Source organism: Streptomyces sp. NPDC029836, assembly GCF_055574495.1.
In genome coordinates this window covers 24927-38244 of record NZ_JBVHZI010000009.1, presented here as the reverse complement: position 1 = coordinate 38244, position 13318 = coordinate 24927, and the positions used below count along the sequence as shown (strand labels likewise).

Below are 13318 nucleotides of genomic sequence, written 5' to 3'. Positions count from 1 at the left end.
CCCGTGCCTCGTTGAGTCGGGCCTCCGTACACGCGCGCACCGCCGCACCCTCGGCCGATCAGGCTCTGGCTTCCTTCCCCCTGGCCCCCGCCGTGAAGCCCGTACAGACGTCGCCTTCCGACCTTGACCAGTGCGGTCACGGCTCGGCTGGAGGAGGACAGCGAGAGGCTCTCCCGCGTGGCCTACGAGGCGCTGCACGACCGTGCGGAGCAGAGGCTGGGCGGGTCCGACCTCAAGCAGCTGTCTGAGTGGACGGCGATGACGCGCATGCTCACGGGTCGGCTACTGCGTCACGTGGCGGACAGCGTCCCCGACGGCCACGTGGCTGCGGGACTGGTCGAGGCGGCGGGGGCGCTGCGCACTTCGGCCCGCGCCTGGGACTCTGCGGCCCGCAACTGGAACCGGGTCGTCGACATCTCCGATCCGCGCGCACATCCGCCGCTGCCACCGCCGGGCCTCGCCTTCGTCCGGTCCGGTCAGGCGTCGCGCATCCCGGCGACGGATCCGCACCCCGCTGTGGTCATCTCGCATACGGCGTCGGTCCGTGTGGGGAGGCTGCTGTTCGGTGCACAGTGGACGCCGGATCAGCCGCCCGGGGCGGCTCGGCCCGCCCCGGACATCCTTGCCGACGCGAACGGACTGGGCGCGATGGCGGCCTCCCTGTACCGGCTTCCCGCGTCCGGATGGCAGATGGCTGTCGCTGCTCCGTGGACGGTCAAACGGGCGGGCGCCGGCCTGGTGACCAATGCTGCCGAGCACCGCCCGGGACAACTGGACCGTGCCCGGCAGTTCTACCCGGTACACCCGCGGCAGGTGGAGGCGCTCGTCTCCGCCTACGAGACCGTGATGGGCGCCGAGCAGGATTCCGCGGGCAAGCTGATCGAGGTGGCCCGACGTACGAACACGCCTGTTCCGCGTGCCCTGCTCGATGCGTCAGCCCACCAGGCGCTCGTGCAGGAGCTGAAGTGGGTGTCAGCCGGTCAGGTGCGGGCTCCGTCACGGCCCGTGCCCCGAGCCCACGTCCCCACCGAATTTGCTTACCGGGCGCCGGCCGGGCATGCGGCAGTGAGCTTCCTCGATGTGGCCACCGATCGAGTGACGGTCCGTGAAGCGAGGCGAGAGAGGCCCCCGGGCCGTTGATCGAGATGTCTGACGTCTCAGGCCGGCTGCTGTGGCTCTCGCCCGCCCTGCCAGGCCGCACCCACCACCTGACCGCCACCCGCACCCACCGGATCATCCGCATCCGCAAGCGCCAGGGCGTTCCCATCGTGGCCGATCTCGCCTACCAGGGCGCCGGTCCGTGGCTGACCACGGGCATCAAACGCAGGCCCCTGTAAGAACTGACCCCCACTGCGAAGAGCCGCAACCGCGCCCTGGCCGCCACTCTGGCACCCGTCGAGCGCGGCGTCGCCCGCCTGAAGTCCTGGCGGATCTTCCGCAGGTCCCCATGCGGTCCCGACCGCGTGACGTCAATCGCCACGGCCGTCCTCACATTGAAGCTGCAACGCCGAAGAAGCTCTGTGATGCAGCAGTACGACCAGATGATCAAATATGCGACCGGGTACGGGCGGGCGCGGCAGCGGGCACCGCGACCTGCGGGGTGGACGTGGCCGCCGCCGGAGTCGGCTTGGTCGCGCCCGGCGGCAGGGTCGTCGACAGGCGGGCGGAGTGCCGCTCGGCCGCCGGGGCCAGGCCTTGGAGCGCCAACCGCTGGGCCGGCTATGCCAACGAGAGCTGGACCCATTACCTCGCTGCCCGTGACCCCCAGCCTCACGCGCCTTCGTGACAACGGCAGCCGCCGTATGCGGTCCCCGGGTATTACTGACTGGATGTCAGGAGCCCGGGGTTACCAGCCCGGATTCGTAGGCGAGGACCACGAGCTGGGCGCGGTCGCGGGCGTGGAGCTTGGTCATGGCCCGGTTGACGTGGGTTTTCGCGGTCAGCGGGCTGATCACCATGCGCTCGGCGATCTCGTCGTTGGACAGGCCCTGTGCTACCAGTACGACGGCTTCATATTCGCGGCTGGTCAGTTCTTCCAGTGCCGGCTGAGTGGTGGTGGGGAGCGGCCGGCTGACGTACCGGTGAATGAGCTTGCGGGTGATCGAGGGCGCAAGCAGGGCATCGCCGCGCGCGGCAACCCGTACTGCGTGCAGGAAGTCCTCCGGCTCGATGTCCTTGACGAGGAATCCGGCGGCGCCGGCGGACAGGGCGTCGAAGACGTATTCGTCCAGGCCGTAGTTGGTGAGGATGACGACGTGGATGCCGGTCAGCGCCGGGTCGGCCGCGATGCGCCGGGTCGTCTCGATGCCGTCGAGGACCGGCATCTGGATGTCGATGAGCGCGATGTCCGGTAGATGCACTCTGGCGAGCTCCAGGCCCTCCAGCCCGTTGGCGGCCTCGGCCACGACCTCGATGTCGTCTTCGAGGTCGAGGAGCGCTCGGAATCCGCTGCGGATGAGGGGCTGGTCGTCGACCAGCAGGACACGGATCACGAGGTTCGCTCCACGGGGAGTTCGGCCTGGACGGTGAAGCCGCCCTCGTCGCGCGGTGCTGCCCGGAGCCGGCCGCCGAGGGCGGTAACGCGTTCGCGCATCCCAAGCAGGCCGATGCCGGGCACAGGGGCGGTGTTCAGCAGGGCCTTGCCGTCATCATCGACCCGGAGGGCGACGACGTCGGGGCGGTAGTCGATGCGAACCGATGCCGTGGTGGCGTCCGCGTGCCGGGCGATGTTGGTCAGCGACTCCTGGACGATCCGGTAGACGGTGCGGCCCACCGCGGCCGGAACGTCGTGCCGATGGCCCTGGATCGTCAGCGTCGCCCGCAGACCGCTCTTGCCGGCCCGTTCCACCAGTTCGGAGACGTGGTCGAGGCCGTGCGGTGGGCTGGTGTCGTCGTCGCGGAGCGCCTCCAGGGTGGCGCGCAGCTCCCGGGACGCCTCCCGGCCGGCCTCCCGAATCGCCAGCAGGGCCTCCGGGACCGGTTCCCCCCGCTTCCTGGCCACGTGGACGGCGGCTTCGGACTGCACCTTGATTACCGAGATCTGGTGCGTGAGCGAATCGTGCAACTCCCGCGCGATGTGCAGCCGCTCGTCGTCGGCCCGGCGCCGTGCGGTCTCCTCCCGGGTGCGCTCGGCTTCGTCCGCGCGCCGCTCGGCCTGCCGGAGGGCTTCACCGGCCGCCCCGGCCGCGACCAGCCAGGCTATTTCAAGGGCGCCGCGGGCCTGCGCGAACGCCTCGCCCGTGTCCTGCAGGCCCGAGGCAAGGGCCGCGAGGGGAAGCGCGGCCAGCACGGCCACGCTCGCTGCCACCGTGACGCCGCGTTGCCCCGCCCGCATGGCCGCGTACACCGCGAAGAGGAACGCGACGGCAGCCACGTCGAACCCTGCCGCCCGATAGCCCACCGCGCACAGCCCGGTGACCGCCAGTACGGCAACCGGAGCCCGGCGCCCGGCCACCAGCGCCAAGCCGCCGACCACCAGCAACGCGTAGCCGAACAGGTCAAGGCCCCCGGCGGAATGCTCCTGCCCGGACACCCCGGTGACCAGCAGCGCCCCCGCCACACCGACGGCGATCAGCCAGTCTCTGACACCGGCTCGAACGTGGAACCGTCGATTACTCATGCGCGCACCGTAGCCGGAGGCCGTCGGGGACGAATCCCGCTCGCGGACGAGCGCCCGACTACCGCGCCCGCAGTAGTTCCGCGGTGCCTGCCGCGTCCGTGGTAGTGCGAAGTGCCTGCGGCTGCTGGACGACCGGCCTGGGGCCCGGCCGACATGCTCGGACCACATCCAGTCGTGGGAAGAGAAGGAGCATCCTGATGTCCGCTCGTCGCCTGATCGCCGCCGCCCCTGCCGCCCTGCTCGCAGGCCTCGGTCTTGCCACACCGGCGGCGGCGCACGCTTCGGTCCAGCCGGTCGCCGCCGGTGTCACCGACTTCAGCCTCGGGAGGCTCGGAGCCACCACCGGCGGGCTGTTGGGGTTGGTCGCCGTGGTCGTCGCCGTACTGGCGCTGGCCCGGCCCGCCGGTCGTCTCGGCACCGCCAACGGGTCGCTCGGGGCCTCGGTGTCCGTGGTCGCGGGGCTGATCGCCATAGCTCTCGGCGGGCTGGTCGCGGCCACCGCCGACGGTGGTCTCGGTACCGGCAACGGGCTGGGCGGAGCCTATGTGGCCCTGCTGCTGGGGCTGGCCGGCACAGCGTTGGGCGGGCGGGCGCTGACCCGCTCCCGCCGCACCCGTTGACCACCACGATTCGTGTGCGAGGCTCGAGGAAGACCTGCCCGGTGGCGTGAGGCCGCTGCACGACCGGGACGCGGCCGACCCGCAGTGAGCGGCAGCGGGTGGCCTTGGTGGCTGCCCCGTCCAAACTCCACTCGCTGCCGGGTCAGACCGTTCGTGTGCCGATGCCGGGGAGGAACCGGCCGGTCCGGACCGTGTAGGCGTCATAGGCCTCCGCGTGGACGGTCGACAGGTAGGGCTCCTCGACAACGCGGACCTGCAACTGCACCGAGGCCACCAAGGCGCCCAGCGCGAGGACGGCGATCCAGTTCGGCACCATCAACGCCAGGCCCGCGGCGGTGAAGACCATGGCGGTGAAGACCGGGTTACGGACGTGGGCGAAAAGGCCGCCGGTGACCAGCGCGGTGCGCTCGCCCGCGTCCACTCCGACCCGCCAGGAGGCACCCATGTTCGTCTGGGAGGCCAGAGTCAGTGCCATCCCGGCCAAGGTGATCAGCAACCCCGTCCAGTGCACAGCCGGCTCTTCGATGCCGACGAGGGCGGGCAGCCCGGTCAGGGTCGCAACCGGGGCCGCCGCGCCTCCGAGCAGGGAGGCGGCGAAGAGAATCCCGGCCCACCAGGGGGCCGTGCCCGGGCGGCCGGAGATCCCGCGGTAGCCCGCGTCGCCGGTACGACGCCGCTGGAGGACCGCCCGGATCCCGAAGGCCGTTCCCGCCCAGGCGAGGTAGAGGGCGAACGCCGCCCAGGCCCAGCCGTTCACTTGCCGCCTTCCGCGTTCGGGGCGCAGCAGGCACAGCCCGGCCGGCAGCCGCACGCGTCGCCTCCGGCCGGGACCGAGCCGGAACCCGAGGAGCCAGGGGAAGGGGCGCAACAGCCCTTGCCCTGCCAGGCGTCGCGGCCTTCCTTGATGGCGATTGCGGCGATGACGAGAGCAGCGAGGGGATCTGCCCAGGACCAGCCGAGGGTGGCGTTGAGGATCAGGCCCACCAGGAGGACGGCGGAGAGGTAGGTGCACAGCAGGGTCTGCTTGGAGTCCGCGACCGCGGAGGCGGAGCCGAGTTCACGCCCGGCGCGGCGCTGGGCCGCGGACAGGAACGGCATGACCGCCAGCGACAGGACGGCCAGGGCGATGCCGGGGAACGAGGGCCGCGCTTCGCCCGCGCCGGCCAGGGCGCGGACGGCGTCGAAGGCGACGTAGGCGGCGAGGACGAAGAAGGACACCGCGATGATCCGCAGGGTGGTCCCCTCCCGTTCCTCGCGCAGGGCGGGGTCGCGGGCGGAGAACTGCCAGGCGACCGCGGCGGCGGAGGAGACCTCGATGATCGAGTCGAGGCCGAAGCCGATCAGCGCGGTGGAGGAGGCGATCGTCCCGGCGGTGATCGCGACGATCGCCTCGACGACGTTGTAGGTGATCGTCGCGGCGACCAGGAGCCGTATCCGGCGGGTGAGGGCCTCGCGGCGTGCCGGGGACGGTCCCAGGGATATGGAGGCCATCAGCAACAGCCCTTCGTGTCCGCGTCCGGGCAGGTTTTGTCGTGCTCGACCGCCACGACGGCCTGGCGCAGGTCGTCCAGCGCGTGGCCGAGGCGGGCGTCGGCCAGTTCGTAACGGGTGCGCCGGCCGTCGGGCACCGCGACGACCAGGCCGCAGTCCCGCAGGCAGGTGAGGTGGTTGGAAAGCCGCGTCCGGGAGACGCCGATGCTTGTCGCGAGATCGGAGGGGTAGGCCGGCGCCTCGCGCAGGGCGAGCAGGATCCGGCAGCGGATCGGATCGGCGAGGGCGCGGCCGAAGCGGGCCAGCACCTCGATGTCAGGGGCGACTGTCAGCACACCTCGACAGTACAGGAATTTCTGGATTCAGGAAACCATGGACTCTGGGGGTGGGGGCGGGCACCCTGCCCTGAACGGCAGGCAGTTGCGGAGGAGGCAGGGCGTGGAGTCGGTGAGGGTGAACGGGGTGCGGATCGCCTAAGAAACCCATCCGAGCGAGACCGATGCCGCCCTGCCGGCGTTCCTGACCGGCCGGTGAGGCCGCCGCACAGCCTCGGACAGGACGGTTCGGACGCGGCCAGTGAGTGCTCTTGGCCGGCCGGCGTTCGGGCGTGCCCTGAATGCGACGCCACTGCCGTCCTCGGCGCGGTGCTCGATCTTGGTCGGTGAGGGGAACGACTCCGCGTCGGGCTTCGACAACGACCGGGTTATCCACAGGGTCCAACTTGTCCACAGGCCCACCGGCCGGCCGTCGCGGGGGTGCGACGATCAAAGCGTTCATATCCGTGGAAGGGGATGTCAATGTCCGCGTCCGTACTGGTGGAGCTCGATTCACGGCTGGACTCCGGGGAGGTGTCCGTAGCTCTGGCTGCGGTCTGGGATGCCCTGGACCTGGTGGCCGAGCTCTGCGACCGCATCGCCTTCGACGAGGGGTGCGATGAACTGCAGGCGATGATCGCCGCGCAGAAGTGCATGGAGGCCCGCGACCTCCTTCCCCTGCCGACGTCCGGCGAGACGGCCACTCCCTCGCCGGCGGCGCCCGGACCCGCCGGCCTTGCCCCGTACGCACGCCTCCTGGAACGCGTCAGTGAAACGCTGACGCACCTGTCGGCGGGCTGTCCTCCCAACGCGGATCCGGCATCCCTGCGCCGGGCCGCGGGCCTGTCGGCCGGCGCGGCCACCGCCACGGCCCGGATCCGGGAGGCCTGAGGTGACGACGTTGGGAGAGCTCTTCGACGTGAGTGTCGCGAGACTCCAGGAGGTCGCGCGAACCCCGCTCGCCATCCCCGCCGACGCCCGGGCCGTCCTGGTCGGCGAAGTCGACGGTGTGCTGTTACAGGTCCAGAAGGGGCTCGGTCCGCGCGCCTACACCCCGACCCCGACCTCGGAGGAACGGGATCTGACCCCGGCCGAACGAGGCCTTCGCGACCGCTTGGGGCATGCGCGGGACGCACTGGGCACCGCCCGCCGCTACCTGGCCCCGCACGAAGAGCCGGCCGGGCCGGCCACGGGCGGACCGGCGGCCGAACAGATCACGTCGGTGGCGCAGGCGTTGGGCGCGGTGCGCGACACCATCAACAGTCACCTCGGTGTCGACCGCGCCCCGCTCACCCCGTACGCCTACCTGCTGCGCAACCATCGGGCGGTCGACTACCTGGCCCGGCGGTACTCGGAGGTCGCCTGGGCGTCGAGCCAGGTCGTACTGCGTCTCACCCATGGATCCGAACATCCCGGCGCCCGCGAGGCCTTCGACCGGGCCAGGGAGTCCCTCGATCACGCGGCCGTGTACGCGCGGCGTGCGACGCATGAGGTCGACCCCGCTCTGGAGTCGTTCCCCGCCGCCCTGCCCGTGGTACCGGTTCAGGCTTCTGCGGCGGATCCGAGCAACATGATCACCGCCCGTCTCGCCGAGGACTGCGAGCGACTGTCCCGCGCCGCCTACGTAGCCCTGCATGATCGTGCGGAGCAGCGGATGAGCGGGTCGGACCTGCACCAGATCTCACGTTGGAACCAGATGGGACGCCTGCTGGCCGGACGCGCCCTGCTGCACGCCGCGCAGGACGTCGCCGACGAAACGGCGCGCAACTCCCTCACGGCCGCCGCCATGGCACTGAGAAAGTCCTCGAAGTCCTGGACCAGTTCCGCGCAGGGCTGGCGGCCGATCGTGGACACAGGCGATCCTCGCGAGCACCCACACCTTCCGCCCTCGAACTACGCACAGGTCCAGCAGGGGACGGCCGTGCGGATGCCCTCACCCGACCCGCACCCCGCCGTGGTGATCTCCCGAACGAGCACGGTGCGGCTGGGCCAGATGCTGTTCGGCCCGCAGTGGACACCGGAGCAACCCCCGGGGCAGGCCCGGCCTGCGGTCGACATCCTCGCGGACGCCGGCGGAGCGGGTGGGCTGGCAGCTGCGGCGTACCGCGGGGTGCCCGTGAGGGTCGCGACGTCTACACCGACGTGTGGGAGGTACGGGCGGGCGCGGCAGCGGGCACCGCGACCTGCGGGGTGGACGTGGCCGCCGCCGGAGTCGGCCTGGTGGCGCCCGGCGGCAGGGTCGTCGACAGGCGGGCGGAGTGCTGCTCGGCCGCCTGGGCCAGGCCTTGGAGGGCCTTGAGGTCACCCGGGGCGTGACGGGCGGAGCTCACGGCGACCCTGAGGAGTGCTTGGGCCCGCTCGCCGACCTTCCCGTAGGTGCCGACGGCCGGGCCGGGCGGGCCGTCGTGCGGCGGGAGTTGCATTCAGGCGTGCCGGAACTCGGCCACCCGGATGTGACTGGATGCGACGACGGCTTCGCCCATCGGACTCTTGATCCATTCCTGGAAGCGTGCCGCCACGTCCTGCGCGGCCCTCATCGCGTCCTCGCGGGTCGCGTACGGGGGCGGGGCGTCCCGGCCGACGAGGCGCTGCATGCTCGGCTCGGGGGCCGTTGCGGGCGCCTGCTGGGCCGGTGCCGGGGCGGGCTCGGCGGATGCGGCGGTGCTGTAGGTGAGGGTGGCGTCGGAAAGCTTCAGGAGCGCTTCGGCTGAGGGCAGACGGGGGCGCAGTCGGTCCGCGAGTGCCGTGGCCTGCTGGGAGATTGCCTCGGTGTGAAGGTCCGCACGACCGCGGTACTGGCCGCCGCGGTCCTCGCCCGCGCCGGGCAGGTGGACTTCCCCGTCCCGGGCGGGGACGCCTTCTGCCCGCGCCTGATCGACCGCCACCTCGCCGCCATGGAGGCCGCCGACGCCGAGGTCACCGTCGACGAGCACGGCCGCAGCATTCACGCCGCCCTCCCCGCGGGCCGCGCGCCGCGCCCGTTCCGCGTGGACGTCTCCACTCCCTACGGGCCCTTCCTCGGCGCCACGGTCAGCGCGCTGCTCCTGGCTGCCCGGATCCCGGGGGAGTCCCTGATCGCGAGCCCGAGCATCGAACCGGAGGTCACCAAAACCTTTCGCTTCCTCACCGAACGCGGCGTACGGGCGACCTGGGGCGACGAAGGCCTCCAGGTCCACGGCGCCGACCGGATCGAGGGCGGCCGGTTCACGGTCACCGGGGACCGGACCGAGGCCGCGACCATGATCATGGCGACGGCGGTGACCGGCGGCGTCATCGAACTCGACGGCATCGCCCTGCCCGAACTCCCTGAGGCCCAGCGCCAAGTCCTCTCCGACGCGGGCCTGATCCTCACCTCCCATGACGGCAGCATCCGGACCGCCGTCGGACCGGGCGGCCTGCGCGCGGTGCGGCCCGTACCGGCCCGCACCCCGGTCTGCCCACCGACCCCGCCCCGCAACTCGCCGCCCTGCTCACCCGAGCGGCCGGCACCAGCCACGTCTTCGAGGCCGTCTACCCCCGGCGCGACACCCACGTCGCACCCCTGCGCGCCTTCGGCGCCGACATCACCGCCGACGGCCAGGACTTCCGCATCCACGGCCCGGCCCGGCTGCGGGCGGCCCACGTGCGGGCGGCGGACATCCGCGCGGTGACGGCCCTGCTGATTGCCGCCCTCGCGGCCGACGGCACCTCTACGATCGGCGGCATGTACCACCTGGCCCGAGGCTACGGCCGCCTGCTGCCCAACCTGGCTGCGCTCGGTGCCGACATCACCACCACCGCCGCGGAGGCACGAAGCCGATGACGCTCGTCCCGTTCACGTCCACCGACACCGCCCGCCTCACCGAAGCCCTCGACCAAGCCGTCACCGACGGCGCCACCCCCGGTGGCGTCATCGCCCTCGGCACCCTCGGCGAACCCCCGCGCTTCCTGACGGCCGGCCACGTCGCCGACGAACTCGGCGACACCGCCCCCGGCCCGGACACGGTCTACGACATCGCGTCCCTCACGAAGGTGGCCGCCACCTGGCCTCTGGTCTGCCAGGCCCTCGACGCAGGCGTCCTCTCCCGGACCGCCCCGGTGCGCGCCTTCCTGCCTCCGATCGAAGGACCGGCGCCCAGCGGCGAGGCCACGATCGAGCAGCTCCTCACCCACACCGCCGGGTTGAAGGCCTCGACCCGCCTGGACCACTACCGCGGCGCCGACCAGCCCCTCCACGAACTCCTCTGCCGCGAAGGCCTCGAAGGTGAGCCCGGGGTCCACCGGTACATCAACCGCGGCTACATCCTCCTAGGCCTGGCCCTCACCCACGCCAACGGCCGCCCCCTCGACGAACTCGGCCGCGCCCTGTGGGACGACCTCGGCATGACCAACACCACCTACGGCCCCGTCGCCCCCGGCCCTCACGTCGCTCCCACCGAACGCCGCATCCCCGGCGCCCCCCGGATCTGGGGGCAGGCCCACGACGACAACGCCGCCCTGCTCGGCGGCGTCGCCGGCCACGCGGGCGTCTTCTCCACCGCCCGCGACCTCGCCCGCTACGCCGAGCACCTCATCGACCCCGCCGGCCGACTCCACGGCTGGCTCCGCGCCTCCATGCTCCCGTTCGCGCCGATTGAGACCGGCCTCGACCGAGGGCTGTCATGGATCAGTGCCCCCGGCAACGTGGCCTACCACCACGGCTTCACCGGCACCAGCCTCTACCTCAACCCGGGCGCGGGCCGCTACCTGGCCGTCCTGACGAACGCCGTCTACCACGGCGAAGCCCGCCGCCGGATCGCGCCGCTGCGCGCCCTCGCCCGCAAGACCATCACCGCCACCTGACACCAGGGAGGCCGCCATGGGACAGCACCAGCGGGCCAGGAGATCCGCCGGTCCCTTGCCCACTCGACGTCGGGCGCTTCGACCGTGCTTCGGGGAACTGTACGAGCGGCGACCAGGTTCCTAGCCTGGGGAGGTGACCCCTTCAGCGTCTTCGGGCGAAGTGGATGACCGCCTGGCTTGTCCTCGACGGTGACGCGCCCCCCAGAGGACGCCTCCCGTCGGCCGGGCACCGCAGGGGGAGCCGACCGGGGTGGCGGCGACCTCGGACCTCTTGGGGAAGGGAAGGCGAAGCTGTTCCGTGGAGTGCCTCGTGCCAAGAAGTGACGCATTTGCCGAGTTTGGTGGAGTCGCTGAAAGTGCCGAATATGAGCCCACCGCGCACATAGACTCCCAGCTCAGGAAGCCTGCTCCCCGCACCCGCGGGGATACGCCGTTGACCTGAAGCGGTACCGCATCCGTTCGCCAGTACTCTGCCGTCCCCGGGACCAGTGGGCAGCGGGCCTGGCCCGCTCCGACTATGTGCCGGCCGTGCAGCCCCCTGTGCGCCCTTCGTACGCGATATGTACGGTTCGGAGGGTGGGGCGCCGCTCCGTGACGGTGTGCCGTCAATAAGTCTGTGAACTGTTGGTTTGTGTGTTGGCCGTCTCCCTGGCCGCGCTCCTCCCTTTCGACCGTCTGTCTTCGCCCGGTTGGCGGCCGTACTGCTGTGCCTGGGCGCCCGGCCGGTACGAGCCGGGCCTCCGTCCCCGTTCCCGCCCCGGCGCCCCGGCGCCCCGGCGCCCCGGCGCCCCGGCTCCAAGTCGACGGCGGAGTCTGTGACCAGGTTGTAGGGGCTGCGAAGACCGGCGGGGGTCAGCCATACCTCCGAGATCTATCCCGGCACCATCCACGGGTTCACCCTGTTCGACACCGATGCATTCAACCCTGCTGCCTTGCAGCGTCATTGGCACTGCCTGCTGCCCCTGCTGGACGGCGCCCTGGCAAACGGTTCGCACTCACGGCCCCGGAGTCCTGAGGCTGATGATTTTCTGTCCGGTGATCGAAAATGAGTTGACCGTTCGTGCTTCAGGGACCGTGCAACTGATCTACGGTCACGTTCAGTTGCACCGGTACTGCGGACGGATGACGGATGCGCAGGTGTGTGTTCGGCTTGCCGAGGGGTCCGGCGTCCGAGCACCTCGCTTGAGAGCCGACCCCGCAGCCCCCTTCGGGCGAGGCCTTGCTGAGCAAACGGTTGCCCGGCGGCTGACCGCACCCGCCGCCGGGACCGGTGATTCCACCGATGTGCTCCTCCCGAACGCGCCGTGACAGTGGTCCCGCCAACGAAAGCGGCGGACCTCACCCCCTTCGGCGCGTCGCCGGGGACCGGCGGGCGGGCTCCGCCACGACCGAGAGGACGACTCCGTCGTGCATCAGCAACACACCGAGAACGCGCTCCGACCCCGCCGCGGCGGCGACGCCACCGCCTCGAAGGGCCGGTCCGCCGACCCCACCGGCGTCGGGAGCGCGCGGCTCCGGCCGCTCGTGTCCGCCCTGGCCGCCCTCGTGACCATCGCCGGGCTCGCCTCGTTCACGGCATCCGGTGCCCAGGCCGCCACCAATCCGTACGAGCGGGGCCCCGCGCCGACCACGTCGAGCATCGAGGCCGTCCGCGGACCCTACGCGGTGTCCCAGACCAGCGTCTCCTCCCTGGGCGTCACGGGCTTCGGCGGCGGCACCATCTACTACCCCACCACCACGGCTGACGGCACCTTCGGCGCCGTGACGATCTCACCCGGCTACACCGCCGGCCAGTCGTCCATGGCCTGGCTCGGCCCACGACTGGCCTCCCAGGGCTTCGTCGTCATGACCATCGACACGCTCACCACCCTCGATCGGCCCGACAGCAGAGGCCGGCAGCTCCTGTCCGCCCTCGACTACTTGACCCAGCGCAGTGCCGTCCGCGCCAGGATCGACAGCAGCCGACTCGGGGTGATGGGCCACTCCATGGGCGGCGGCGGAACGCTGGAAGCCGCCAAGTCCCGTCCCTCGCTGCAGGCGGCCATCGCGCTCACCGGCTGGAACCTCGACAAGTCCTGGCCCGAGATCCAGACACCGACCCTCGTGGTCGGGGCCGACGGTGACACCATCGCACCCGTGCTCACGCACTCGGAACCCTTCTACACGAGCCTGCCGAGCTCGCTCGACAAGGCGTACGTGGAACTCAACAACGCCACGCACTTCACTCCGAACACCTCCAACACCCCCATCGCCAAGTACAGCGTCGCGTGGCTCAAGCGGTTCATCGACAACGACACCCGCTACGAACAGTTCCTCTGCCCGCTGCCGAGCCCCGGCCCGACCATCGAGGAGTACAGGGGAAACTGCCCCCATACCTCCTGAACGCCCCCCCGGCCGGTGGAGGCAGTGCCCTCTCGGGCCCTCCACCGGCTGCGTCAAGGCTTCCGCCATCG

Annotated in this window: 13 protein-coding genes and 3 pseudogenes; 10 read left to right on the top strand and 6 right to left on the bottom strand. The window is 71.6% G+C overall.

Annotation, left to right across the window (positions count from 1 at the left end):
* Positions 1-177 precede the first annotated feature (177 nt).
* A complete protein-coding gene (locus ACZ4XJ_RS24515) occupies positions 178-1140 on the top strand; it encodes a hypothetical protein (protein ID WP_468497356.1) in 963 nt (320 codons plus the stop codon).
* Positions 1141-1145: 5 nt separating this feature from the next.
* Positions 1146-1508: pseudogene (locus tag ACZ4XJ_RS24510) on the top strand (transposase family protein); the annotation flags it as partial.
* 324 nt (positions 1509-1832) lie between these two features.
* On the opposite strand, the gene ACZ4XJ_RS24505 reads toward ACZ4XJ_RS24510, so the two are convergent.
* Together ACZ4XJ_RS24505 and ACZ4XJ_RS24500 are read right to left on the bottom strand one after the other, a co-directional pair.
* Entirely contained in the window at positions 1833-2492 is a 660-nt protein-coding gene (locus ACZ4XJ_RS24505; protein WP_468497355.1) for a response regulator, read from the bottom strand.
* Positions 2489-3619, bottom strand: coding sequence for a sensor histidine kinase (locus ACZ4XJ_RS24500; protein ID WP_468497354.1), 1131 nt, complete (start codon positions 3617-3619; stop codon positions 2489-2491). Before ACZ4XJ_RS24500 ends, ACZ4XJ_RS24505 begins: the two co-directional genes overlap by 4 nt.
* Positions 3620-3816: 197 nt before the next feature.
* Between ACZ4XJ_RS24500 and ACZ4XJ_RS24495 the strand changes: the two genes are divergently transcribed.
* Entirely contained in the window at positions 3817-4239 is a 423-nt protein-coding gene (locus tag ACZ4XJ_RS24495; protein WP_468497353.1) for a DUF6223 family protein, read from the top strand.
* Between the two features lie 142 nt (positions 4240-4381).
* Here the strand turns inward: ACZ4XJ_RS24495 and ACZ4XJ_RS24490 are convergent, their stop codons facing one another.
* From ACZ4XJ_RS24490 to ACZ4XJ_RS24480, 3 genes are read right to left on the bottom strand one after another with little or no spacing between them, the layout of a single operon-like run.
* Positions 4382-4996: a methyltransferase family protein gene (locus ACZ4XJ_RS24490; protein ID WP_468497352.1), complete on the bottom strand. Its 615-nt coding sequence runs from the start codon at positions 4994-4996 to the stop codon at positions 4382-4384.
* A complete protein-coding gene (locus ACZ4XJ_RS24485) occupies positions 4993-5730 on the bottom strand; it encodes a cation efflux transmembrane domain-containing protein (RefSeq protein ID WP_468497351.1) in 738 nt (245 codons plus the stop codon). Before ACZ4XJ_RS24485 ends, ACZ4XJ_RS24490 begins: the two co-directional genes overlap by 4 nt.
* Complete coding sequence (locus ACZ4XJ_RS24480; protein ID WP_319197162.1) at positions 5730-6065, bottom strand: ArsR/SmtB family transcription factor; 336 nt, start codon at positions 6063-6065, stop codon at positions 5730-5732. The genes ACZ4XJ_RS24485 and ACZ4XJ_RS24480 overlap by 1 nt, the downstream gene beginning before the upstream one ends.
* Positions 6066-6527: 462 nt before the next feature.
* On the opposite strand from ACZ4XJ_RS24480, the gene ACZ4XJ_RS24475 reads away from it, so the two are divergent.
* The gene (locus ACZ4XJ_RS24475) at positions 6528-6935 is read left to right on the top strand and encodes a hypothetical protein (protein WP_468497350.1); all 408 of its coding nucleotides are present in this window, start codon (positions 6528-6530) and stop codon (positions 6933-6935) included.
* 1 nt (position 6936) lies between these two features.
* On the top strand, positions 6937-8343 hold the full coding sequence (locus ACZ4XJ_RS24470) for a hypothetical protein (protein WP_468497349.1): 1407 nt from the start codon (positions 6937-6939) through the stop codon (positions 8341-8343).
* 124 nt (positions 8344-8467) lie between these two features.
* Here the strand turns inward: ACZ4XJ_RS24470 and ACZ4XJ_RS24465 are convergent, their stop codons facing one another.
* Positions 8468-8638, bottom strand: coding sequence for a hypothetical protein (locus ACZ4XJ_RS24465; protein WP_468497348.1), 171 nt, complete (start codon positions 8636-8638; stop codon positions 8468-8470).
* Between the two features lie 177 nt (positions 8639-8815).
* Here ACZ4XJ_RS24465 and ACZ4XJ_RS24460 point away from each other — a divergent pair.
* From ACZ4XJ_RS24460 to bdeA, 5 genes and pseudogenes are all read left to right on the top strand, one after another.
* Positions 8816-9403: pseudogene (locus tag ACZ4XJ_RS24460) on the top strand (hypothetical protein); the annotation flags it as partial.
* Between the two features lie 74 nt (positions 9404-9477).
* Complete coding sequence (locus tag ACZ4XJ_RS24455; protein WP_468497537.1) at positions 9478-9846, top strand: hypothetical protein; 369 nt, start codon at positions 9478-9480, stop codon at positions 9844-9846.
* Positions 9843-10865 (top strand): serine hydrolase domain-containing protein, encoded by a 1023-nt coding sequence (locus ACZ4XJ_RS24450; RefSeq protein ID WP_468497347.1) that lies wholly within the window; start codon positions 9843-9845, stop codon positions 10863-10865. Before ACZ4XJ_RS24455 ends, ACZ4XJ_RS24450 begins: the two co-directional genes overlap by 4 nt.
* Positions 10866-11710: 845 nt before the next feature.
* A pseudogene (locus ACZ4XJ_RS24445) lies at positions 11711-11914 on the top strand (hypothetical protein); the annotation flags it as partial.
* 475 nt (positions 11915-12389) lie between these two features.
* Entirely contained in the window at positions 12390-13247 is an 858-nt protein-coding gene (gene bdeA, locus ACZ4XJ_RS24440) for a bis(hydroxyethyl) terephthalate hydrolase (protein ID WP_468497536.1), read from the top strand.
* Positions 13248-13318 lie beyond the last annotated feature (71 nt).

What these genes read in the sequence shown, in the direction of transcription:
- ACZ4XJ_RS24500 (WP_468497354.1), bottom strand. Translation starts at nt 3,619, where the DNA reads ATGAGTAATCGACGGTTCCACGTTCGAGCCGGTGTCAGAGACTGGCTG.
- ACZ4XJ_RS24485 (WP_468497351.1), bottom strand. Translation starts at nt 5,730, where the DNA reads ATGGCCTCCATATCCCTGGGACCGTCCCCGGCACGCCGCGAGGCCCTC.
- ACZ4XJ_RS24495 (WP_468497353.1), top strand. Translation starts at nt 3,817, where the DNA reads ATGTCCGCTCGTCGCCTGATCGCCGCCGCCCCTGCCGCCCTGCTCGCA.
- ACZ4XJ_RS24450 (WP_468497347.1), top strand. Translation starts at nt 9,843, where the DNA reads ATGACGCTCGTCCCGTTCACGTCCACCGACACCGCCCGCCTCACCGAA.
- ACZ4XJ_RS24475 (WP_468497350.1), top strand. Translation starts at nt 6,528, where the DNA reads ATGTCCGCGTCCGTACTGGTGGAGCTCGATTCACGGCTGGACTCCGGG.
- ACZ4XJ_RS24465 (WP_468497348.1), bottom strand. Translation starts at nt 8,638, where the DNA reads ATGCAGCGCCTCGTCGGCCGGGACGCCCCGCCCCCGTACGCGACCCGC.